The 22,865-nt window shown below is 69.5% G+C and carries 21 protein-coding genes and 1 pseudogene; 13 read left to right on the forward strand and 9 right to left on the reverse strand.

Features of this window, described 5'->3' with window-relative positions; translation table 11 throughout:
• Nucleotides 1–207 precede the first annotated feature (207 nt).
• Nucleotides 208–1,521 carry a hypothetical protein gene (locus tag DL991_RS21505; protein ID WP_125786133.1) on the forward strand — a complete coding sequence of 438 codons (1,314 nt, stop codon included), beginning with the start codon at nt 208–210 and terminating at the stop codon, nt 1,519–1,521.
• Here DL991_RS21505 and DL991_RS21510 read toward each other — a convergent pair.
• The 3 genes from DL991_RS21510 to DL991_RS21520 are packed head-to-tail and all read right to left on the reverse strand — an operon-like array spanning nt 1,487 to nt 4,171.
• Nucleotides 1,487–2,392 carry a metal ABC transporter permease gene (locus DL991_RS21510; protein WP_125786134.1) on the reverse strand — a complete coding sequence of 302 codons (906 nt, stop codon included), beginning with the start codon at nt 2,390–2,392 and terminating at the stop codon, nt 1,487–1,489. The genes DL991_RS21505 and DL991_RS21510 overlap by 35 nt on opposite strands.
• A 4-nt stretch (nt 2,393–2,396) precedes the next feature.
• Nucleotides 2,397–3,230 (reverse strand): metal ABC transporter ATP-binding protein, encoded by an 834-nt coding sequence (locus DL991_RS21515; protein ID WP_125786135.1) that lies wholly within the window; start codon nt 3,228–3,230, stop codon nt 2,397–2,399.
• The gene (locus DL991_RS21520; RefSeq protein ID WP_125786136.1) at nt 3,230–4,171 is read right to left on the reverse strand and encodes a metal ABC transporter solute-binding protein, Zn/Mn family; all 942 of its coding nucleotides are present in this window, start codon (nt 4,169–4,171) and stop codon (nt 3,230–3,232) included. The genes DL991_RS21515 and DL991_RS21520 overlap by 1 nt, the downstream gene beginning before the upstream one ends.
• 200 nt (nt 4,172–4,371) lie before the next feature.
• Here DL991_RS21520 and DL991_RS21525 point away from each other — a divergent pair, with 200 nt between their 5' ends.
• From DL991_RS21525 to DL991_RS21545, 5 genes are all read left to right on the forward strand, one after another.
• Complete coding sequence (locus DL991_RS21525) at nt 4,372–5,472, forward strand: LacI family DNA-binding transcriptional regulator (RefSeq protein WP_125786137.1); 1,101 nt, start codon at nt 4,372–4,374, stop codon at nt 5,470–5,472.
• A 52-nt stretch (nt 5,473–5,524) separates the two neighbouring features.
• Nucleotides 5,525–6,019, forward strand: coding sequence for a carbonic anhydrase (locus tag DL991_RS21530; protein WP_125786138.1), 495 nt, complete (start codon nt 5,525–5,527; stop codon nt 6,017–6,019).
• A gap of 81 nt (nt 6,020–6,100) precedes the next feature.
• Nucleotides 6,101–6,976 carry an A/G-specific adenine glycosylase gene (locus tag DL991_RS21535; RefSeq protein ID WP_125786139.1) on the forward strand — a complete coding sequence of 292 codons (876 nt, stop codon included), beginning with the start codon at nt 6,101–6,103 and terminating at the stop codon, nt 6,974–6,976.
• 88 nt (nt 6,977–7,064) lie between these two features.
• Nucleotides 7,065–8,027, forward strand: a complete 963-nt coding sequence (locus tag DL991_RS21540; RefSeq protein WP_125786140.1) for an N-acetylmuramoyl-L-alanine amidase — start codon at nt 7,065–7,067, stop codon at nt 8,025–8,027.
• A 327-nt stretch (nt 8,028–8,354) separates the two neighbouring features.
• Nucleotides 8,355–8,507, forward strand: a complete 153-nt coding sequence (locus tag DL991_RS21545; protein WP_233598930.1) for a co-chaperone YbbN — start codon at nt 8,355–8,357, stop codon at nt 8,505–8,507.
• Here the strand turns inward: DL991_RS21545 and DL991_RS21550 are convergent.
• On the reverse strand, nt 8,489–9,286 hold the full coding sequence (locus tag DL991_RS21550) for an alpha/beta fold hydrolase (protein WP_125786142.1): 798 nt from the start codon (nt 9,284–9,286) through the stop codon (nt 8,489–8,491). The genes DL991_RS21545 and DL991_RS21550 overlap by 19 nt on opposite strands.
• Here DL991_RS21550 and DL991_RS21555 point away from each other — a divergent pair.
• Nucleotides 9,285–10,727 carry a M1 family metallopeptidase gene (locus DL991_RS21555; protein ID WP_233598931.1) on the forward strand — a complete coding sequence of 481 codons (1,443 nt, stop codon included), beginning with the start codon at nt 9,285–9,287 and terminating at the stop codon, nt 10,725–10,727. The two genes, DL991_RS21550 and DL991_RS21555, sit on opposite strands and share 2 nt — an antisense overlap.
• A 15-nt stretch (nt 10,728–10,742) precedes the next feature.
• On the opposite strand, the gene DL991_RS42980 is transcribed toward DL991_RS21555, so the two are convergent.
• Both DL991_RS42980 and DL991_RS43395 read right to left on the reverse strand, forming a co-directional pair.
• Entirely contained in the window at nt 10,743–10,925 is a 183-nt protein-coding gene (locus DL991_RS42980) for a hypothetical protein (RefSeq protein WP_199754023.1), read from the reverse strand.
• 167 nt (nt 10,926–11,092) lie between these two features.
• Nucleotides 11,093–11,263: pseudogene (locus tag DL991_RS43395) on the reverse strand (FAD-dependent monooxygenase); the annotation flags it as partial.
• A 62-nt stretch (nt 11,264–11,325) separates the two neighbouring features.
• Here DL991_RS43395 and DL991_RS21565 point away from each other — a divergent pair.
• Together DL991_RS21565 and DL991_RS21570 are read left to right on the forward strand one after the other, a co-directional pair.
• Entirely contained in the window at nt 11,326–11,634 is a 309-nt protein-coding gene (locus DL991_RS21565; protein WP_125786143.1) for an antibiotic biosynthesis monooxygenase, read from the forward strand.
• On the forward strand, nt 11,627–12,442 hold the full coding sequence (locus DL991_RS21570; protein WP_125786144.1) for a Sir2 family NAD-dependent protein deacetylase: 816 nt from the start codon (nt 11,627–11,629) through the stop codon (nt 12,440–12,442). The genes DL991_RS21565 and DL991_RS21570 overlap by 8 nt, the downstream gene beginning before the upstream one ends.
• Nucleotides 12,443–12,483: 41 nt before the next feature.
• On the opposite strand, the gene DL991_RS21575 is transcribed toward DL991_RS21570, so the two are convergent.
• Nucleotides 12,484–13,503, reverse strand: coding sequence for an endonuclease/exonuclease/phosphatase family protein (locus tag DL991_RS21575; protein ID WP_125786145.1), 1,020 nt, complete (start codon nt 13,501–13,503; stop codon nt 12,484–12,486).
• Between the two features lie 136 nt (nt 13,504–13,639).
• Here DL991_RS21575 and DL991_RS21580 point away from each other — a divergent pair, with 136 nt between their 5' ends.
• Complete coding sequence (locus DL991_RS21580) at nt 13,640–14,617, forward strand: ATP-binding cassette domain-containing protein (RefSeq protein WP_125786146.1); 978 nt, start codon at nt 13,640–13,642, stop codon at nt 14,615–14,617.
• Nucleotides 14,614–15,414, forward strand: a complete 801-nt coding sequence (locus tag DL991_RS21585; protein WP_125786147.1) for an ABC transporter permease — start codon at nt 14,614–14,616, stop codon at nt 15,412–15,414. Before DL991_RS21580 ends, DL991_RS21585 begins: the two co-directional genes overlap by 4 nt.
• A gap of 64 nt (nt 15,415–15,478) precedes the next feature.
• Here the strand turns inward: DL991_RS21585 and DL991_RS21590 are convergent, their stop codons facing one another.
• Entirely contained in the window at nt 15,479–18,664 is a 3,186-nt protein-coding gene (locus DL991_RS21590) for a BTAD domain-containing putative transcriptional regulator (RefSeq protein ID WP_125786148.1), read from the reverse strand.
• A 210-nt stretch (nt 18,665–18,874) separates the two neighbouring features.
• On the opposite strand from DL991_RS21590, the gene DL991_RS21595 reads away from it, so the two are divergent.
• Together DL991_RS21595 and pcp are read left to right on the forward strand one after the other, a co-directional pair.
• Entirely contained in the window at nt 18,875–20,290 is a 1,416-nt protein-coding gene (locus DL991_RS21595) for a M1 family metallopeptidase (protein WP_125786149.1), read from the forward strand.
• Nucleotides 20,291–20,316: 26 nt separating this feature from the next.
• Nucleotides 20,317–20,952, forward strand: coding sequence for a pyroglutamyl-peptidase I (gene pcp, locus DL991_RS21600; RefSeq protein WP_125786150.1), 636 nt, complete (start codon nt 20,317–20,319; stop codon nt 20,950–20,952).
• On the opposite strand, the gene DL991_RS21605 is transcribed toward pcp, so the two are convergent.
• The gene (locus DL991_RS21605; RefSeq protein ID WP_125786151.1) at nt 20,953–22,728 is read right to left on the reverse strand and encodes an Hsp70 family protein; all 1,776 of its coding nucleotides are present in this window, start codon (nt 22,726–22,728) and stop codon (nt 20,953–20,955) included.
• Between the last annotated feature and the right edge of the window lie 137 nt (nt 22,729–22,865).

A 22,865-nucleotide genomic window follows, 5' to 3' on the forward strand; every position in this document is an offset into this window, starting at 1 on the left:
CTGAACGCGATCCGGAGCACGGAGCTGGGTGGTGGGCCCGCTTGCGAGGACCCCCGCTGTCCTGAAGGTCACCTTTGAGACGTTGATCGTCTCAAAGGTGACCTTCAGGACAGCGGAGGTGCGGCGGCCGGATCGCGTTTAGCCCGCTGAACGCGCTTTGGGGGCGGTTCTCACGTGCGGGAGACACGGGATGATTACGGTGGAGGGGTGGCGTCCGAACCCCAGCAACTGCCAGCCGTCCACGAGGCGTGGCTTCCGCGTGAACACGCGTTGCACCGTCCCCGCCACGGTGGCAGGCAGCTGACCGCGCTGATCAGCGCGCTCCTGTTCTTCACCACCCCCGCGTTGCTGTGGGTGTTCGGCGTGCGGCCTGGTGAGATCGAGAACCACAAGCTCGCGAGTTTCCCCGGCCTGGACAAGGGCTGGGGGTTCTTCACCGATCTGCCGACCTGGGCCATCGACCAGCTGTCGTTCCGGCCGGGCGCGATCGCCGCCGCCGACGCGATCAGCCGCGGTGTCTTCGGCGAGGGCGCCCCTCTGGACCAGCCGCCGCCACAGCAGCAGGCAGGCCCGATCCCCGCGCCGCCGGCGCCGTCACCGTCCAAAACCGCGCCCACGCAGGGGCCGACGCCGAACGCCGCGTCCGGTTACCGCCGGGTGGTGCAGGGCCGCGACGGCTGGCTGTACTACGGCTACGACGCGGACGCGAAATGCGATCCGTCCCGTCCGCTGACCGAGACGATCGCCAAGATCAACGAGCTGCGGCGCGCGGTCGAGCAGTCCGGGCGGCGGTTCGAGCTCGTCGTCGCGCCGGACAAGTCGACGATGGTCCCGCAGTTCCTGCCCGGCACCTATCCCGGCAAGGACTGCTCGCGGTCGGCCGAGGCGGCCACCTGGCACCGGATGCTCAAGGACGCGCGCGCGATCGACCTGCGGCCCGAGCTGCGCGCGTCCGAGGGCCGGGTGCAGCGGCCGGTGTACCCGCCGAACGACACGCACTGGGCCGACGAGGGCGCGCTGGTGATGACGCGCGCCATCGCGAACGCGATCAAACCGGGCGTCACGCAGACCTGGGTCAGCGTTCCCGTCGGCCAGTACGACACCGTGGCCGATCTGCCGCCGCTGATCAGCAAGCAGGGCACGAAGACGAACACGCTGTACAGCCTCCGCCCGGACGGCGTCGTCGAGCGCGCGGGCGAGCCGAACGGCGACATCGACCGGCCGGTGTACCGCACCGCGAGCCCGCTGATCGGGACCGTGGACGACAAGATCCTGATCTACGGCGACTCGTTCACGAAGGCGTCTTCGCGGTATCTCTCTGGCGCGTTCACGAACCTGACGATGCTGGCGCACTTCACCCAGAAGACGCCACAGGCCGAGGCCGTCGACGCTTTCGTGAACGCGAACGTCGTGGTCATCGAGGCCGTAGAGCGCAGCGTGGCCGGCGGTCAGCTCGCGTTCATCGACCCCGCTTTCCTCGAAGCGGTCAAGAAGGCATTGGCCGAGCACCCGGTGCGCTGAGCGCCGGTTCCGGATCGGCGGGCTCGACGCGGATCCGCGAGTTCCTCCCGCGCAGCCACGCGATGAGGCGGCAGACCAGGTAGATCACGAACGAGATCGCCGTGACGAACGCGCTCACCGGCTTCCCGGGCGCGAGCGAGAGGATGATCCCGCCGAGTGCCGCGATCTCCGCGAAGACGATCGACAGCACTGTCGCCTTCCACGGGCTCGCCGTGACCCGCGCGGCCGCCGCGGCCGGCGTCACCATCAGCGAGACCACGAGCAGCGCGCCGACGATCTGCACGCCGAGCGCGCTCGAAATCCCGACGAGTACCGCGAAGATCAGCGACAGCAGCCGCACCGGCACGCCGCGCGCCGTCGCGACCGCCGGGTCGACCGTGGCGAACAGCAGCGGCCGGTAGATCACCGCGAGCACCACCAGTACGACGACCGACGCGCCGACGAGCAGGTTCAGGTTGGTCGAGTCGATCGTGATGATCTGGCCGACGAGGATGCCGAACTTGTTGGCGCTGCGGCCTTCGTAGAACGACAGCAGCAGCACGCCCATGCCGAGGCCGAAGGCGAGGATCACGCCGATCACGGAGTCGCGTTCGGACTCACGACCGCCGAGGATCCCGATCAGCAGGGCGGCGATGACGGCGCCCGCGAGGCCGCCGAGTTCGACGCCGACCCCCAGCAGCAAAGCACCCGCCGCGCCGGTGAAGGCCAGTTCGGCGGTGCCGTGCACGGCGAACGACATCCGCCGCATCACCACCAGCGGGCCCAGCACCCCCGCGACCAGGCCGAGGACGGCGGCCGCGAGCAACGCCGTCTGAACGAAGTCGAGGCCGAGCAGCTCACCGGTGAGCGCGAAGTCGAACATCTTGTCCACGGTGCTAGCTGGCCCGTTCGTCGATGTGGTGGGGTTCGTCCTCGCACAGCGCGCTCTGCGCCCCGGCGACGTGGATCTGCCCGCCGACCTTGAGCACCTCGATCCGCGTGCCGTACAGCTCGGACAGCGTCTCCGAGTTCATCACCTCGTCCGGCTTGCCGACCCGGAACTGGCCGTTCACCAGATAGAGCACCCTGTCCACATAGGACAGGATCGGGTTGATCTCGTGGGTGACGAACAGGACGGCGGTGTCCGCCGAACGCCGTCGCTCGTCGATCAGCTCGCTGACCGCGCGCTGGTGCGCGAGGTCGAGGGAGAGCAGCGGCTCGTCGCACAGCAGGACTTCGGGGTCGCCGACCAGCGACTGCGCGACGCGGAGCCGCTGCTGCTCGCCGCCGGAAAGCCGCCCCACCGGCTGTTTCGCGTACGCCTGGGCGCCGACGGACTCGATGGCCCTCGACACCAGTTGACGTCGTTTCGAAAGCCCGAAGAGCCCGGTGCCCCACCGGTGCCCGTCCAGGCCGAGGCCGACCAGGTCCACCCCGCGCATCGTCAGGCCTTCGTCGAGGGCGCGCTGCTGCGGGATGTAGCCGATCCGCCGGTTCGTCCCGCCGGGGCGCCGCCCCGCGATCTCGACCGTGCCCTCCGGCAGCCCCTGCTGACCGAGCAGGACCTTGAGCAGGCTGCTCTTCCCGGAGCCGTTCGGCCCGAGGATCGCGAGGAACTCGCCGGGTTCGACGTCGAGGTCGAGCCCGGACCAGAGGGTCCTGGAGCCGAACGCGAGGCTCGCCCCGCGGACATGGACCGCGGGGCGAGCCTCGGCAGGTACGGAACTCACTACTTCAGCGCTCCCGCCAGCGAGTCCACTTCCTTGGTCATCCATGCAATGTAGTCGGTCACACCCTGGGGAAGCGTTTCGGTGACGTCGACGACGGCGATCCCGGCGTTCTTGGCGTCGCCGACGACCTGCTGGGTGACCGGGGTGGTGGTCTGCGCGTTGTTGATCAGCGCCTTGACCTGCTTGCCTGCGATCAGCTGCTTGACCTCGTTGAGCGCGGCGGCGGGCACGTCCTGCTCCGCTTCCACGGCCTCGGCGAAGGCGGGCGGAGTCGCGTCCGTGACCTTCGCGCTGTCGAGGAGGTAGTGCGCGACGGGCTCTGTCGCGACGACGTTGACACTCGAGCCGTTCGAGCCGCCCAGGCCCGAGACCTTCTTCAGCAGTTCCTGGGTCTTGCCCTTGAACGCGGTCGCGTTGGCGGTGAAGGCGTCCTTCGAGGCGGGCTGGATCTCGCCGAGCTTCGCGGCGACCTGGTCGGCGATCTTCTCGACGCCGGGCAGGCTGTACCAGACGTGCTCGTTCTCGTTGCCGGTCGCGGCGATGTCGACGGCGACCAGTTTCTGCGCGCCGGTGGCCTGGTCGGCGAGCTTCGAGAAGAAGTCGTCGTAGCCGCCGCCGTTGGACAGCGTCAGCTTCGCGTTCTTCGCGGCGATGGCGTCGCTCGCGGTGGTCTCGTAGGAGTGCGGGTCGGCCGAGGGGTCGTGGATGATCGAGGTGACCTCGACCTTGTCGCCGCCGACGGCGGTCACGACGCTGCCCCAGACGTCGGTCGAGGCGACGACCTTGATCTTCTCGCCGCCGCCCGGGTTCGCGGCGGACGCGTTCTGCGAGCCGGAGCTCGTCGACGCCTTGTCGCCGGACGCGCAAGCCGTCGCGCCGAGCGCGAGGACGGCCAAGGCCGACACGGCCGCGAAAACACTCTTAGTACGGCGGGAATTCATTTACTGCACTCCTGCGGAAGCCCAGGCCAGGTGTCCCCAATGCCGGGTAATGGAAACCGTTGTCAGATTCAACTGTACCCCATACGGCTGACAGGTCCCTCCGCGCTGGTATGACCTGTACCCAGGGTCACTCTGAATCGAGACCTGCCACACGTCGGGTGATGCTTCTGCAAAACGTTCTGAACCGTTACGGTTTGCGGATGGGCCGTCCTATCCGCACCAGGAGGCAGGCGACACTGGCGTCGTTGGCCGCAGAGCTCGGTGTGTCGAGGACCACCGTCTCGAACGCCTACAACCGGCCAGACCAGCTGTCTCCCGAGTTGCGCCGTCGCGTCCTCGAGACCGCGCGCCGCCTCGGCTACCCGGGCCCGGACCCGGTGGCCCGTTCACTGCGGACGCGCAAGGCGGGTGCTGTCGGTCTTTTACTCACCGAAAACCTCTCCTACGCCTTCCGCGACCCCGCCGCGATCGGCGTGCTCGAAGGGCTCGCGCTGGCCTGCGAGGACGCGGGCGTCGGCCTGCACCTGGTCCCGGCGAGCCCCGGCCGCGAGGACGTCGCGGCCGTGCACCGCGCCGGCGTCGACGGTTTCGTTGTCTATTCGGTCCCCGACGACGACCCGCATCTCGGCGCCGTCCTGGAGCGCCCGGTGCCGACGGTGATCGTCGACCAGCCGCGCGTGGACGGGGTCGACCGGGTCGGCCCGGACGACGCGGCCGCGGTCACCGCGATGGCCGAGCACCTCATCTCTCTCGGGCACCGTCAGATCGGCGTGCTGTGCATGCGGCTCGCCCGCGAGCGCAACGACGACTTCGTCTCCATCCAGCGGCAGAGCGCGGCGCATTTCCACGTCCAGCGGATCCGGCTGGAGGCGCTGGCCGCCGCGTTCTCGGCGGCCGGGGTCGACTGGGCGACCGTGCCGGTGGTCGAGCGCTTCGACCACACCGTCGACGACGGCGCTTCGGCCGCACGGCAGCTGCTCGACGCGTATCCGCAGGTCACCGCCGTGATCTGCACCTCGGACATCCTCGCGCTCGGCGCGCTGGCCGAAGCCGAACGCCGGGGGCTGCGCGTGCCGCAGGATCTGACGGTCACCGGTTTCGACGGCATCACCGAGGCCGAACGGTCCGGGCTCACCACGGTCCACCAGCCGGTGCTCGAGAAGGGCAAGGCGGCGGGCAAGCTGCTGCTCAGCTCGGCGGACCGGGTCGGGCCGAAGGTGATCACCCTGGCCACGGAACTGCGGGTCGGCCGCACGTCGGCACCGCCGCGGACAGCCGAAGAGCGCTGGTTCGGGCCGTGACATGAGCCCCGAAGTGTTGCCCTCCTCCGGCCCGCCCGGTTCCAATGAGCCGGTGACCTCCATCGACGTACTGCTCAAGCGCAATCAGGAGCTGGGCGATGTCACCCCTGGTGACCGTTCTTCCCCGAGGCCATCGCTCCAGGTGACGATTTTGACCTGCATGGACGCCCGTATCCGGGTGTTCGAGATCTTCGGCCTGATCCAGGGCGAGTCGCACATCCTGCGTAACGCGGGCGGCGTCGTCACCGACGACACGATCCGTTCGCTCGCGCTGAGCCAGCGGAAACTGGGCACCCGCGAGGTGCTGATCGTCCAGCACACCGACTGCGGCCTGTCCATGGTCACCGAAGACGACTTCAAGGACGAGCTCGAAGCCGCCAGCGGGCTCCGGCCGACCTGGTCGGTCGAGGCGTTCCGTGAGGTCGAGGACAGCGTGCGCCGGTCGGTGCAGCGCGTCCGGCGCAGCGACTTCCTGCCGCACACCGACAACGTGCGCGGCTTCGTCTACGACGTGAAACTGGGCCGCCTGACCGAGGTCGCGTACTGACGGAAACCCGCCGAAGGGGCGCGGAGCGCCCTTTGGGAGACGCCTTCGGGCCTGGCGGGTCGCACCTTTAAGCTTGGCCCGGTGGGCGTCGACGCGGATGTGCTGACCGAATGGTTCGACGAAGTGGGCCGCGACCTGCCCTGGCGTGAGCCGGAGTGCACCGCGTGGGGCGTACTCGTCAGCGAGATCATGTTGCAGCAGACGCCGGTCGCGCGCGTCCAGCCGATCTGGCTCGAATGGATGGCGCGCTGGCCGGTGCCGTCGGCGCTGGCCGCGTCGTCGCAGGGCGAGGTCGTGCGCGCCTGGGGCAAGCTCGGTTACCCGCGTCGCGCGTTGCGGCTGCATGCCGCCGCGGCCGTCATCGCCGCCGACCACGGCGACGTCGTTCCGTCCGATGTGGACACTCTGCTCTCGTTGCCGGGGATCGGCGCGTACACGGCGCGCGCGGTCGCGGCCTTCGCCTACGGCAAGCGGGCGCCGGTGGTGGACACCAACGTCCGGCGCGTGGTGGCCAGGGCGGTGCACGGCGCGGGTGACGCCGGGCCGCCGTCGAACACCCGCGACATGGCCGACGTCGAAGCGCTGCTGCCGACGGAGGACGCGCCCGCCGCGAAGCTTTCGGCGGCGCTGATGGAACTCGGCGCGCTCGTCTGCACCGCGCGGTCACCGCGGTGCGCGGACTGCCCCATCTACGAAGACTGCGCCTGGCAGCACGCGGGCAGACCCGCCTACGCCGGGCCCGCGAAGCAGGTCCAGAAGTTCGCCGGGACCGATCGTCAGGTGCGCGGGTTGCTGCTCGACGTCCTGCGCGGCAGCGAAGGTCCCGTCGAGAAGGCGCGGCTCGATCTCGTCTGGAGCGAATCCGGGCAGCGCGACCGCTGCCTCGACTCACTGCTGGTCGACGGCCTGCTCGAACAGACCGGGGATGGCCTGTTCGCACTCCCTGGCGAACACTAACGCATTACGACAAAAGTTGGTCAATGGTTGTCATCGGCGCGATGGCGGGTTAGTTTTCCGGCCAACGCGCATGATGGGAGTTTCGCCCGTGGCCGACTTCGACCGACGTACCGCGCTCAAGGGCGGCCTGACGGTAAGCGCCGTCGGGCTACTGGGGACAGCAACGATTTCCGCCGCGAACGCGGCGTCCGGGGTGGCAGAACCGAAGATCTACGGCACGTCCGCGTGGAGCGCGCGGCCGCCGAACGGCGCGATCGAGGTGCAGAACCACAAGCCGACGTACATCGTCGTGCACCACACGGTCGACCCGGGGAACGTCACCGACTACACGCTCGAACACGCCTTCTGGGCGTCACGTTCCATCCAGAATTTCCATATGGACACCCGCGGCTGGATCGACACCGGCCAGCAGTTCACGAACAGCCGCGGCGGGCACATCACCGAAGGCAGGCACCGCAGCCTGGAGATCCTGCGCGGCGGGACCCAGCACGTGCTGGGCGCGAACGTGGGCAACAACAACAGCACCTGCATCGGGATCGAGAACGAAGGCCTCTACAGCAAAGAGGACGTCACTCCGGCGCTCTGGGACTCGCTGGTGAAGCTGGTCGCGTACATGGCTTCGCAGTACGGGATCTCGCCGGAGTTCATCAAGGGACACCGCGACTTCAACTCGACCGAATGCCCGGGAACCGTGCTGTACAACCGGCTTCCGGAGCTGCGCACCGAGGTCGGGAAGCTGCTGGGCACCGCTTCGCCCAAGGTGGACCTGCCGGAGTGGCCGCTGCTGAAACCCGGTGACAGCGGGCCGCGCGTGCGGACGGCACAGGAACTCCTGCGGGCACGCGGTTTCGCCGTGCCCGTCGACGGCCTGTTCGGACAGTCCACAAAGGACGCCGTCGTCGCGGTGGCGGCGCGGCACGGGCTGGAGCGCGACACCTGCGGCGCGACCGCGGCGACCGACGAGACCGGGTTCCTCGGCTCCGACGTCTGGCCGCTCATCGTCGGGTCCGGTACCGATCCGCGGGCGCTGAAAGCACGACTCGCCGGCTGAACAGCAGTGGCGAGAGGACGACCAAGGCGGCGCACCAAGGGAGCAGGCCCGTTCCCAGTGGCAGCGGCAATCCGCCGATGAGCGCTCCCCCTGCGACGGCGCCGTTCCAGGCCGCGATCGTGAGCGACTGGGCGGCGTCGGCCGCAGGGCCCGCGATGAGGGCGGTGACGGCCTGGAAGGCGGTCGGCGCGCCGCCGAACCCCAGGCCCCACAGGCTCGCGGCGGCCGGCGCCAGACCGTGGACCCCCGTCGCTCACCCCCAGCAGGACGATGCATCGCCGCGTCGAGCCCGGCGAGAACCGGCCCGATGCAGGTGTAGGCCACGTTGTGCCCCACGGCGCCACCTGGTGCCCGCCGTGCCGCCAGATGACGCCGGTGATCGAACGGCTCGCCGGTGAATACGGCGGCCGGTTCCTGCTGGGCGAGGTCGACGTCGACCAGAGCCGCGCCTGGATCGACGCTCAGCCGGCGAAGGGCTGACCGATGACGTCGGAGAGAAACGCTTCGACGGCGCCGAGGTAGGTCTCCGGCGCTTCGTCGTGCACCACGTGCCCGGCGCCTTGGACGACGATGTGCCGTCCGAGGCCGCCGGGCACGCGGGCGGCCAGCTCGGCCTGCTGGCCGTGCGGCATCGCGGTCCGCTCGCCCTCGATCGCGAGCAGCGGGCATTTCACGCGTTCGACGAACCCCCAGAAATCGCGCCGTCCCCATTCCGCCGCGATCTCGTACAGGTCCGAGAGCGACGCGATCAGGTGGTAGCCGTCCTCACGTTCCTCGACGCATTCGATGAAGTAGTCGCCGGTTTCGCCGAAGAACTCGCGCACGTGGGCCAGCGACCGGAACGGGACCGGCCACGACTCGAAGTACCCGCGCCAGGTGTCCACGGTCCGGCCTCGCTGATCCGGCGCGAAATCCTCGCAGACCACGGCGCGGACAAGGCCGGGATGGATCGCCGCGGTGACCCAGGCGTGCAGGCCGCCCATCGAATGCCCGATCAGGACGGCGGGCTCGTCGAAGGTCCGCAGCACCGCGGCGACGTCGTCGGCGAACCGCTCGGTGCGCCAGGGCCCGCCGCGCGGCCCGCGTCCGTGGCCACGCGCGTCGAGGCCGTGGACACGCCCGTACGGTTCGAGCCTTCGCGCGACCCGCCACCACGTCGTCGCCCTGCCCATGAGCCCGTGCAGCAGGACGATCGGCGGCCCGTCGCCGCCGAAAGTGATCAACCCGTCGCGCTGGATCACCACTAAGCTCCCCTCCATGCGCAGCCGTGTCCCCGCCGCCGGCCTGGTCCTGGGGCTGGTCTGCGCCCTGATTATCGGCTGTACCGCCGATCCTCCGCCTGCCACGCCCCCACCGCCGCCCCCGATGAACCCGGCTCCCGGCGCTTCGGGCGCGGGCGACCCGTACTACCCGATGGACGGCAACGGCGGTTACGACGCGGCCGAATACCAGGTCGGGATCACTTACGACCCCGCGAAAGGGCGTCTCGACGGCGACACCACGGTGATCGCGAAAGCGACCCAAGACCTCAATCGGTACAACTTGGACTTACGCGGCTTGACGGTCCAATCCGTTGAAGTGGAGGGGAAACCGGCGAAGTTCGCGCGCGAAGGCGAATTCGAACTGGTGGTGACGCCCGCCGAGCCGATCCGGAACGGGACCACCTTCCGCACGAAGATCCTCTACGGCGGCGACCCGTCGGCGACCCCCAAGGCGGGCGGCAGCGAGAACGGCTGGCAGAAGTCGAAGGACGGCGGCGCGTTCATCGTCGGCGAGCCGCATTCGGCGTCGTTCTGGTATCCCGTCAACGAAACCCCGCGCGACAAGGCGATGTTCACCCTCACCGCGCGGGTGCCGGACGGCTGGACCGTCATCTCGAACGGGCGCGAGATCCAGAAGACCTCGGCGAACGGCTGGAGCACGACGTCCTGGCAGGAACGCACGCCCGTGGCGGCCTATCTGACCACGGTGGCGATCGACAAGTTCACCGTCGACCGGATGGCACTGCCGGACGGGACACCGGTCGTGAACGCGTACGCGCCGGGTGCCGAAGACCGGCGCGACACCGGCAGGCGGCTGCCGGAGATCATCGGCTTCCTGAGCTCGAAGTTCGGACCGTACCCGGTGGACGCGGCCGGCGGCATCTACCTCGACGAGGACATCCATTTCTCGCTGGAGACCCAGACCAGGCCCACCTATGCGAAATGGGCCGACCTGATCACCGTGGTGCACGAAACCGCACACCAGTGGTTCGGCGATTCGGTGACGCTGAATTCGTGGTCCGACATCTGCCTCAACGAGTGCCTCGCCTCGTACGCGCAATGGCTGTGGCAGGAATCGCGGGACAACGAGAACCTGGACGACCGCTACCGCGCCGCCCTGGAGATCATGGGTGGCAGCAAGGACTTCTGGGCGTCGAAACTGGTCGACATGGGAGCAGGGCAGGAGTTCCACGGCGTCTACGACAAGGGGATCCTGGCCATCCACGCGCTGCGGCGGAAGATCGGCGAAGGAGCGTTCGCGCGGCTGCTGAAGGAGTGGCCGGCGGCGTACCGGAACGCCAACGCCTCCTGGGCGGATTTCGAGGCGTTCACGATCAAGCTTTCGGAGCAGGACCTGCGGCCCTTCTTCGACGCCTGGTTCCACGGCACGACGATCCCGCCGGACGCCGAACTGCTGCCGGGCACCCTGCGAGGCTGACGCCCCCGCAATTCGTCATCTACTTGCGGCAGACGCTCCTCGCGCACTGTCGCAAGCAGGTGACGAATTGCGGTGTGGCTTGAGCCGCATCACCCGCATCGCCAGGTAGCGCATCCGCAACGCCGCCCGCGACTTCGCGAAGGTCGACTCCGCGTTGGCCCGCCCCATCGCCTGCGTCTGCTCGACGAACTCGCGCATGACCGCTTCGTAGCGTTTGAGCCCGGTGTCGAGTCCCGCGGCGAGTTCCCCGGCGAGGACGTACGCGCCGACGAACGCCAGGCTCGTGCCCAGATGCCGGACGAACCGGGACTCGTCGGCGCGGAGAGTCGCCTTCGTGCGGTTCTTCCCGTCGACGAGCGTCTCGCCCTTCGGACGACCTCTTTGGCCGTTCCGCGCAGGTCGACGGCCTGGCCGCCGGGGCGCAGCGTCGGTGCGCGCTCCACGACGGTCACTTGGAAGCCGTACCGGGTGAGCCAGAAGGCCGACACCGGTCCGGCGACACTCGCTCCGGAGATGAGGATCTTGGTGTCAGCCATCCCCTGGGAAGGTCCCACGCATCACATCGCGGCGCAAAAGAGTTTCGTCGTAGGCTGGCGGCATGGCTGTCGTGAAGATCAACGCGATCGAGGTACCCGAAGGCGCAGGCCCCGAGCTGGAGAAGCGGTTCGCCGCGCGGCTGCACGCCGTCGACAACCAGCCGGGCTTCCTCGGCTTCGAGCTGCTCCGCCCGGTCTCCGGCGAGTCGCGCTACTTCGTCTACACCAAGTGGGAGTCCGAAGAGGCCTACCAGGCGTGGGCGTCCGGCCCGGCGCGTGAGGCGCACGCGGGCGAGCGCGCGAAGCCGGTCTCCAGCGGCGCGAATCTGCTGGAATTCGAGGTCGTCCAGGCTTCTGAGCCAGGTGAGTGAGCTCGAACGAGCCGCGGAACTGATCGACGGCGCCGGTGCGCTGCTCGTCTGCGCCGGTGCCGGGATGGGTGTCGACTCCGGCCTGCCCGATTTCCGGGGTGACGAGGGTTTCTGGAAGGCGTATCCGCCGTACGAGCGGCTGGGCATCAGCTTCGTCGAACTCGCCGACCCACGGCATTTCGCCGAAGATCCCGGACTGGCCTGGGGTTTCTACGGGCACCGGCTCGCGCTGTACCGCGCCACCGTCCCGCACGACGGCTTCGGTCTCCTGCTGTCCTGGGGAGCGCGCAAACCCGGCGGCACGCGCGCCTTCACGTCCAATGTGGACGGACAGTTTCAGAAGGCGGGCTACCCGCACGTCGCCGAAGCGCACGGGTCCATCCACCACTTGCAGTGTCTTGCCGAATGCACCGGCGAGATCTGGCCCGCCGGCGACCTCGACGTCCCGATCGACGAAGACACGATGCGCGCGCTGGAGCCGTTGCCGTCCTGCCCGCGCTGCGGTGGCCTGGCCCGGCCCAACATCCTGATGTTCGGCGACTACGACTGGCTCGGCAGGCGTAGCCAGGCCCAACTCGACGAGCTGACCGCGTGGCGTCGCACGCATCGCGACCTCGTGGTGGTGGAACTCGGCGCCGGGCAGGCCGTGCCGACGGTGCGGCGGTATTCGGAACTGGCCAGCGCCGCGACCGGTGCGCTGATCCGGATCAACCCGCGCGAGCCGCAGGTCCGGCACGGTCGCGGCGTCTCGCTCGCGAGCAACGGCCTCGAAACACTCAGGGCTCTGGACGCGCTGCTCACCTCGTGAGTGGCGATTCGGGTTCTAACCCGAATCGCCACTCACGAGCCTCAAGGCAGCACGACCTCCGCGTAGACGGCGTCGTGATCGCTACCGGGCGTCTCCAGTACCTTGAAGTCCGCGATGGCCGTCCGCTTGTCCGCCAGCACGTGGTCGATCGGCACCGGCGGCACCATCCCGTTCGTCCAGGTGCCCTGCAACGCCTTCCCCAGCTGATCGGCCGCGTCCACGTATCCCCTGGTCAGCAGCTCACGGAAGAGCGCGTGGTCGAGGCTGGCGTTGAAGTCGCCCGCCAGGATCCGGATGTCGTGCTCGGCGTCGGCGTACGGCAGGTCCTTGGCCTCGTCGACCCACGCGTGCCTGTCCCACATCGGCGCCGACGGATGGACCGCGACGACCTCGATCCGCACGCCGTGGCCGAGGTCCACGCTCGCGCTGGGCTGCTTGTCGTCCGAATCGCCGCTCAGTTTCAGTGGCGTGAGCGGGTACTTCGACACGAGCCCGGAGCCGTACGCCCACTCGGCCGGGTGCAGCACGTGGTACGGCAGCAGGTCGAAGAGCCCGGCCCGGTCCAGCCCGGTGATCGACTCGGGCGTCATCTCGGTCAGGCTCAGGACGTCGACCTGGTGTTCCTTCACGTAGCCGACGATCACGGCCGGATCCGCCTGGCCGCCGAGCAGGTTCGACGCCAGTACGCGAACGTGCTTCCCGCCGAGCGCTTTCTGCTCGTTCGCGAACGCGCGAGGCAGCACCATCGACGCGATCGTGCAGGTCAGTACCAGCGCGACGGCCGCGGTCCACCAGCGGCGAAGTCCCAACGCCAGGATCCCGAGCACCAGCGTCGCGATGCCGGCGTACGGCGTCAGCGCGAGCGCCGCGATCGTGTAGGTGTTGCCGTCGTAGCCCACCAGCCGCAGTGCCGTCAGCACCGCGAACGGCACGATCGCCGCGATGAGCAGCCCACCGGCCAGCTTCCGCCCGGTACCGCGGCGCGCCGGTCGGACCACCCGTTCTTCGATCACCATGACGTCGAGTATGCCGATCACCGGCGTCGTGGCGGCGGTCTCCACAACACCTCCACAACCTCCTCACGCCGCGTCTACCAGCGCGTATCAGGTCCTGTCAGGTGCTGACAGCGCTTTGTGCGCGCTCTGCCAGGCCCGGCATGCACCTTTGTCCACGGGGCGAGATCCACAGGAGGAAACGATGACTCACGCGATCAGGGCCGAGGGCCTGGTCAAACACTATGGGGAGACGAAGGCGCTCGACGGGGTCGATCTGGAGGTCCCGGCGGGCAAGGGGGTCGGGGTGCTGGGGCCGAACGGCGCGGGGAAGACGACCGCCGTCCGGATCCTGGCCACCTTGATCCGGCCGGACCGCGGCCACGCGAGCGTCTTCGGCCACGACGTCGTCAAGAACCCGATGGCGGTCCGGAGCATGATCGGGCTGACCGGGCAGTACGCGTCGGTCGACGAGGACCTTTCCGGTACGGAGAACCTCGTGCTGATCGGCAGGCTGCTGGAGTTCTCGAGGGCGGACGCGAAGAAGCGCGCGGCCGAGCTGCTGGAGCGGTTCGAGCTGACCGGCGCCGCCGGGCGCGCGATCAAGACCTACTCGGGCGGGATGCGGCGGCGGCTCGACCTCGCCGCGAGCCTGGTCGGCCGTCCCAAGGTGCTGTACCTGGACGAGCCGACCACCGGGCTCGACCCGCACGCCCGCAACGAGGTCTGGGCCGTGGTCCGGACGCTGGTCGCGGACGGCACGACGGTGCTGCTCACCACGCAGTACCTGGAGGAGGCCGATCAGCTGGCCGACACGATCACCGTGTTCGACCACGGTCAGGTCGTGGCGAACGGGCGGGCCGACGAGCTCAAGCGGCGGACCGGCGGCCAGACGCTGCAGGTCCGGCCGAGCGCGCTCGGCGACCTCGACGCCGTCGAGCGCATCCTGGCCGGGCTCACCGGGACCCGGCCGAACCGGGACGACGACACCGGGCTGCTCACCGCGCCCGTCGCCGACCCCGTCCTGCTGTCCACCTTGGTCCGCAAGCTGGACGAGGCCGGGATCACCGCGGACGAGCTGGCGCTGCGGCTGCCCAGCCTCGACGAGGTGTTCCTCGCGCTGACCGGCAAGAAGACCGGCCAGTCCACAAAGGACACGACTCCGGAAGGGAGCCTGGTATGACGACCATCGCGATGCCCGCACCACCACGGCACGTTTCACCGTCGAGCAGCGTGCGGCACGGGCTTTCCCTTGCCTGGCGCGGGATCCTGAAGATCCGCAAGAACCCGGAACAGCTGGCCGACGTCACCATCGCGCCGATCATCTTCCTGGTCATGTTCGTCTACCTGTTCGGTGGCGCGATCATGGGCAGTACGGAGAGCTACCTCCAGAACATCGTGCCCGGCATCATGGTGTTCAACATCCTGCAGGCCAGCATGACCGTCGGCGTCCAGCTGAACACCGACGTCACCAAGGGCGTGTTCGACCGGTTCCGGGCCATGCCGATCGCCAGGTCCGCGCCGCTGATCGGCGCCGTACTGGCCGACATCGTGCGGTACCTGGTGTGCATCGCCGTGCTGATGGTCGTGGCGACGATCATGGGTTACCGGATCCAGACCGGACCGGCCGAGTTCGCGCTGGCGATCGTGCTCGTCATCGCGTTCGCGCTGGCGTTCTGCTGGGCTTCGGTGTTCGTCGGGATGCTGGTGAAGAGCCCCGGCGCGGTGCAGGGCCTGATGTTCGTGGTGCTGATGCCGCTGACCTTCGGCAGCAACGTGTTCGTGGGGACGAGCACCATGCCCGGCTGGCTGAAGGCCTGGGCCGACATCAGCCCGGTGACGCAGATGTCCGACGTCCTGCGCGGGCTGATGAACGGCGGTCCGGTCGCCGGCCCGCTGACCGGGGCGCTGATCTGGATGGCGGCCGCGATCGCGGTCTTCTTCCCGCTCGCCACGTGGGCTTACCGGAAGCGCGTCTGACGGGGGTCAGGGGAAACGCGCGTGGGTCGTGAGTGGCGTTTCGGGTTCTGACCCGAAACGCCACTCACGACCCCATCTCGGCGCTGATCCAGGCCACCAGGTCCGGACGCGACAGTCCGGCGTCCTGCACGAGCAGCTCTTCGTAGCGCTCCTCGCCGAAGTGCTCCTTCAGGTCTTCGATGAGTTGCCGGATCCCGGGTTCCCCGAGGTCCTGCCTGCCGCGCAGGAGCTTCGCCGCGCCGAGCAGCCGGACAGCCGCCTCAGGCCGCCCCTGCCGGAACCGGACCAGCCCGCAGACCTCGACGATCCGCCCGAGATCGGGCATGTCGCCGCGTTCCGCGGTGGACTTCACGACGATCGCGGCACCGCGCTCGGCACCGTCCAGATCTCCGGTGGCCAGCGCGATCTCCGTGTCGATGTACCCGCCGTACTCGTCGCCGAACATGCCCGGCATCGGCACCGTCTCCATCAGCTCCCGGAACCGGGCGCCGACCGCGCGTGCCTCGTCGACGCGTCCGGCGCGGCAGAGCAGATCGGCCTTCCCCACCAGCACCATCACCGCGAGCTGGTCGTTGCCCGTGTCGATCGCGTAGCGCTCCGCGTCGCGCATCTCGCGCATCGCCGTGTCGAGGTCACCGGCCCGCGCGTACTCCGTCGCGAGCCGCCAGCGCTGCTGGATCACGTCGTCCTGCGACCCCAGTTCGAGCGCGAGGTCGAGGCCTCGCCGGTACAGCGCGAGCGCGGCGTCGTGATCGCCCGACATCGAGATGTCGCTCGCCTTCATGCCCACGGCCATCGCGGTTCCCCAGCGGTCGCCCACGGCCGTGAACCCTTCGTAGGCCCTGTCCCTGGCCATGTCCGCGCCCTCGGGGTCGCCGTCGTCGGCGAGGATGAAGCTGCACGCCCACGACCCCGCCGACCTTGCCCACGGGTCCGGGCTCGCCAGCGCCCTCTCGACCTCGCGATGCGCGAGTTCCTTGTTCTGGCTGAAGAAGGCCAGCATCGGCAGGCCGATGGCCAGCCCGGCGAACCGGGTGTGCGCGTTCGTCCGCACGCAGTCTTCGATGAGTTCCCGCACGGCTTCGCGGTCGCCTGCTCCCGGCACCATCGAGGTGATCTCGCCCATCGCCCGGAACGCGGCGGCGAAGTCCTCCTCCAGCCGGTCGCCGAAACCGAGCACTTCGGCGACGAAGGACTCGACTCGGTCGCTGTCGCCCTTCACCAGCCAGTACCAGAAGGTGTTCCCGAACAGGCGCGTCGCCATTTCCGCGTCGCCCGCGTCGATGGCCTGGCGAAGCGCTGTCACGATGTTGCCGTGTTCCGCGTCGTAGCGGGAGATGGCGACGAGCTGATCCGCGGTCCGCAGCATCGGCTCCAGCCGTTCGGCGAGCTGGGCGTAGTAGCGGTGATAAGCCTTTGTGAGCTGTTCTCGCTCTTGGGCCTCGTCGAGCCGTTCCGCCGCGTACGCCCGGATGGTCTCCAGCATGCGGTACCGCGGCTCGCCGTGATCGCCGGTGATCGCGTCCACAATAGACTTCTCGACGAGCGATCCGAGGACGTACAGGACGTCTTCGGCGGCCAGGCCGTCTCCGGCGCAGACACCTTCGACGGCTTCGACCTCGGCACCCGCCCCGAATACCGAAAGCCGCCTGGCGAGCACGCGCTCGGTGTCGTCGAGCAGATCCCAGCTCCACTCGACGACGGCACGCAGTGTGCGCTGCCTCGGCAACGCCGTCCGGCTGCCCGAGGTCAGCAGGCGGAACCGGTCGTCGAGACGCTGCGAGATCTGCGCGACGGTCATCGACCGCAGCCGCGCGGCGGCCAGTTCCAGCGCCAGCGGCATGCCGTCGAGCCGTCGGCAGATCTGCGCGACCGCGTCCACAGTGGACTCGTCGAGGAGGAAGTCCGGGCGCACGGCCACCGCCCTGTCGACGAACAGCCGGATCGCGCCCGCCTCGGCCGCCTGCGGGACGGTCGGCGTCCCGTCCGGGACGGACAGCGGGCCGAGCGGGCACAGCGTCTCTCCGTCGATGGCCAGCGCCTCGCGGCTCGTCGCGAGGATGCGCAGCGTCGGCACGCGGCGCAGCAGGGTGTTCGCCAGCTCCGCGGCCGCGTCGACCAGATGCTCGCAGTTGTCCAGCACCAGCACCGACTCGCCGGCGCCGAGCGTCTCCACGACCCTGGCCAGCGCGTCCACCGGACGCCGCATCGGATCGCCGCCGTGCGAAAGGCCGAGATCCCACAGCTCCAGGGCGGCGAAGACCGCGCCGGGCAGGTCGCCGGGGTCGCGGACGCCGGCGAGCGGCACGAACCAGACGCGTCCCCGCGCGTGGGCCGGATGCCGCGTCGCGACCTCGGTGGCCAGCCGCGTCTTCCCGGCGCCGCCGGACCCGACGAGCGTCACCAGCCGCGCGCCCGCGAGGAGCTCGGCGACCAGCTTCAACTCGTCGTCACGGCCGACGAAACTGGTCAGCCGGACCGGAAGGTGATCGACGGCCGCGGGCGGCGGGCCGAGCTCACCACGCAAAGCGGCGAGATGGATCTCCTGGAGTTCGGCCGACGGGTCGACGCCGAGCTGGTCGGCCAGCGCCGCGCGGACCTCCTCGTAGGCGGCGAGGGCGTCGGACTGCCGGTCCGCCGCGCACAACGCCCGGATCCACAGCCCGGCGAGCCGTTCACGCAGCGGATTCCGGGCGGCCGCCTCCTTCAGATCCGCCAGCACCCGCCCGTGCCCACCGAGCCGGATCTCCGCTTCGAAGCGATCTTCGACGGCTTCGATCCGCAGATCCTCCAACCGGGTCGCCGGTGCCTGCGCGAAAGAGGCTTCGAGCACGTCGGACAGCGCTTGACCACGCCAGAGCCCGAGCGCTTCGGCGAGGACCGCGGCCGCACCGGCGTCCCGGCCCGCCGCCAACTCCGCGCGGCCCTCCGCCGCCAGCCGTTCGAAGCGAAACACGTCGACGTCCTCGCGGGCGACGTCCAGCCGATAGCCGCCAGGGCCGGAGTCGAGAGCGACGCCATCGGCACGCAGGACCTTGCGCAACCGCGAGACCAGCGACTGCAACGCGTTCGCCGCGTCGGCAGGCGGTTCCGCGCCCCAGAGACCGTCGACGAGGGCCGTCGCCGGGACCGCGCGGCCGGCGTCCAGCGCGAGCCTGGCCAAGAGCATGCGGAGGCGGGCACCGCCGATGTCGACCGGGGTGCCGTCACCGGCCTCCGCTCCGACCGGGCCCAGCAGCGTCACACGCACGCCCCCAGCTTTCCAGAAGCCGCAAACGGATAGCCCCATCAGGCTGTGTCTCTCAAAGCGGGCTGTCGGGGTTCCGGACTCCGATCAGGCGACGGAAGTGGGGATTATCCGGGCACGAAGGATCTTTCCGGGCGGACGGCCGAGGTCACGGCGCTACGTTTCTGACCAAGTGTTCGTGACCGAGTCACAGCCGATCGACTGGGAGCGTGAATGAGGTACCGGAGTACGGCCGTCATCGCCGCCGTTCTGGCCGCGAGTGTCCTCGGCGGCGGGACCGCCCTCGCCGACACCGGGAAACCCGGCGCCGACGGCGCGGGCGACAGCTACTACCCGCAGGACGGCAACGGCGGCTACGACGTCGGCGACTACAACCTGAAAATCGGCTACGAGCCCGCCACCAAACAGCTCACCGGCCTCCAGACGATCACCGGCCGGACCTCCCAGGCGCTGAGTTCGTTCAATCTCGACCTGCGCGGGCTGACCGTCGACTCGGTCAAGGTCAACGGGCGAAAAGCGGCCTTCACCCGCACCGGTGACCACGAACTCGTGATCACCCCGGCGCGGTCACTGCGGAACCACGAGCGGTTCACCGCCGAGATCGCCTACCACGGCGTCCCGCGGCCGATCGAGGATCCGTCACTGGGCGAGAACGGCTGGCAGTACGCGAAATCCGGCGGCGCGTTCGTCGCGGGCGAGCCGAAATCCGCGACCACCTGGTACCCGGTCAACGACACCCCGCGGGACAAGGCGACCTTCCACCTCGCGGTCACCGTTCCCTCGGAATGGGGCGTCATTTCGAACGGCCGCGAGCGCGGGCAGTTCGCTTCGGGGAAGAACACCACGTACGTCTGGGCAGAAGAGACCCCGGCCGTGCCGTACATGACGACGGTCGCGATCGACAAATGGGAGTTCGAGCGGACGAAGCTGTCCGACGGCACCCCTGTCGTCAACGCCTACGCTCCCGGCACCCCCGCGGCGACGAAGGAGGCCGAGGCGCGGCTGCCGGAGATCATCGACTTCCTGGCGTCGAAGTTCGGGCGCTACCCGGTGGACGCGGCGGGCGGCATCTTCCTCGCCGAGCCGATCGGCTTCTCCCTGGAGACGCTGAGCAGGCCGATCTACTCGGGCGCGGCGGGCAACGTCCCGACGATCGTGCACGAGAACGCCCACCAGTGGTGGGGCGACTCGGTCGCCGTCGACAAGTGGAAGGACGTCTGCCTCAACGAATGCTTCGCCTCGTACGCGGAATGGCTTTGGTCCGAGGCGAAGTCGGGGCAGGACCTCAAGGCGCGCTACCTGACCGCCGTGCAGAAGGCGACGGACCGGTTCTGGGCAGGGAAGCTGTACGACATGGGGCCCGGCAACGAGTTCACGTACGTCTACTCGAAGGGCCCGGTGGCACTCCACGCGCTGAAGAACTACATCGGCGCGGTGCCGTTCGACCGCGTCCTGAAGACGTGGCCCGCCATCCACCGCGACGGCAACGCGAGCCTGCCGGAGTTCCAGAAGTTCGCCGAACGCGTCGCGCACAAGGACCTCCAGGGCTTCTTCGACGCGTGGTTCTACGGCAACGCCAAACCGGCGCCCGAGTTCCTCTACCCGGGAGACCTCAAGCCTGCTGCCTGACCGTCGTCACACGTTAGGGTGAGGGCATGACGTCAGTGCTCCTCACCGGTTTCGAACCGTTCGGCGGTGAGCGGGTGAACCCGTCGTGGCAGGCGGTTTCCCTGCTCACCGGCCGGCGGCACGACGCCGTTGCCGTCGAACTGCCGTGCGTGTTCTCGCGTTCGCTGGTCACCTTGCGCGACGCGATCGACGAGTACCGGCCGGAACTGGTGGTCTGCGTCGGACAGGCGGGCGGCCGCCCCGGCGTCACCCCGGAACGCGTCGCGATCAACCTGATCGACGCCCGCATCCCGGACAACGCGGGCTCACAACCCGTCGACGTCCCGGTGATCCCCGGCGGGCCCAACGCGTACTTCACCACTCTGCCGGTGAAAGCGTGTGTCGCGGCGATCGAGCACGCGGGACTTCCAGCGTCGGTCTCGCACACCGCCGGGACTTACGTGTGCAATCAGGTCTTCTACGGGCTGATGCACTTGCTGGACAACGACTTTCCCGGCGTACGCGGCGGTTTCGTGCACGTGCCGTACACGCCGGAGCAGGCCGCGCGGACGACCGCGCCGAGCCTGGCCGTGCACCGCGCGGCGGAGGCGCTGGAGATCATCGTGGACACCGCGCTTTCGGTGACCGAGGATCTCTCGACACCGGCGGGCACCCTGCACTGATCAGGGCTTGAGCTGTGCGGTGAAGAACTCGACCATCTCCGCGGTCGTGCGCGAGGTGCCGTCGCTGCGGGTCGAGACGAGCATCGCGCTCAACGGCGCGTCTTCGGTCCCGAAGAGCACGATGCCGCTTCGCTTGCCCGCGCCCGCCAAGTACCGCCCACGGAGCCCGTCGGCCGCCCAAGTGCCCTCCACGGGCTCGCCCTTGGTCATCCGCTGCCGGACGCCGTCCTCCAGACCGGTCATCGCGACGCCCTGGTAGTAGTTGATCGCGTTCGACGCCTTGTCATCCTTGAAAACACAGGTGACCGCCGACGACGCCCCCACCGTGGCGGCCGCGTCCGGCGCCTCCCGGCAGTCGTCCCCCTTCGGGACGACCGCGGCGATCCGGCGGAGGCAGTCCGTGAACCCCTGCGCGTCCTTCGTCCCCGGCTGGTCGCAGCTCACCGGTTTCGCCGGAGCCGGTCCGGCGACCGGCGCTTCCTCGCCGCCGCCGAGCAGGGCGATCGTCGTCACGATCGCCGCGAGCGCGAGCACGATGACGCCGTACGTCGTGGGCTTCTGCCAGCTCCGGCCCGGCGGGGGCGGAGGCGGCGTCCAGCGCGGCGGCTGCGGGCGCCGCGGTTGTTGTTGCTGCACTGGCTGTTGCTGCACTGGCTGTTGCCGCACCGGCGGCGCGACCGGCGCGAAGGCGGGCACGGTCAGCTGGGAGTCCTCGCCACCCGCGGGCACGTGGTGGAGCCCGAACGCGACCGCCGTCTCCGGCTGATCCTGCGTGGTCGGCGCGATCCTGAGCTGATTCGCCAGCAGACTCGCCAGCAACGGCATCCGGCTCGGCCCGCCGACGAGGTAGACGCCGCCGAGCCGGTCCGGGGACAGCCCGGCGCGGCGGATCGTGGTGGCCAGCAGCTCGGCGCTGCGCAGGAAACTCGGCCGGACGAGCGCTTCGAGCTCCGTCCGCGTCACCCGCACGTCGCCGAACGGCTCCGGCATCGGGATCTCGGTCTGCTGGTGCCGGGACAGGCTTTCCTTGGCGTCACGGACATCCTGCAGCAACGACCGGCGCGTCCGGCGGTCGCTGACCGACTGCGGGCGCAGGATCCGTTGCCACCGCGCGGGTTCGGAATGCGACACCTCGCGGCCGATGTGCACCAGCAGCGCCTGGTCGATGTCGAGACTGCCGAGATCGGGCAGGCCGTCCTCGGCGAGCACGGCGAACCCCTGCGCACTGACACCGACGACCGCGCAGTCGAAGGTGCCCGCCCCGAGGTCGTACACCGCGATCGGACCGGGCGGCCGCTGACCGTGGTTGAGGGAGGCGTAATGCGCGGCCGCGGCGACCGGCTCGGGAATGAGCACCGTCGTGGGAAAACCGGCCTTGAGCGCGGCGTCGCGGAGGATCTGCTTGCGATCCGGGCCCCAGCCCGCGGGATGGGAGATCCGCACCTGCGCGGGCAGGCGCTGGAGGAGCAGCTCGGCCTCTTCGCCGACCCGGCGCAGGACCGCGGCGAAGGCGTCGGCGATCGGCAGCGTGACCTCACCGAGCTGGAGAGCGCCCTCGTCGATGCGCCGCTTCGGATTCGCCTCGAACCGGCTCGGATCCAGCCGGGCCCGGCGTTCGGCGTCGCGGCCGACGAAGACGGTGCCGTCCTTGTCGACGTAGATCGCGGACGACATCGTCACCGACCCGTCGATCTCGACGACCTGCGTCCCCCTGCCGTGGATCGAAAGCACCCCCACCGTGCTGGAGGTACCGAAATCGATCGCCAGAACGTCCACCTGACCCCCTCCCGGACCCGAAGGCATCGTCTCACGTCCCCCGATCACGCGAGTTCCGCCTCTGATCACGCGAGTTACGTCCCTGATCACGCGTGTCGTCCGTCCAATCACGCGTGTCGTCCGTCTGATCACGTGAG

Source organism: Amycolatopsis sp. WAC 01375, from assembly GCF_003947325.1.
GTDB lineage: Bacteria > Actinomycetota > Actinomycetes > Mycobacteriales > Pseudonocardiaceae > Amycolatopsis.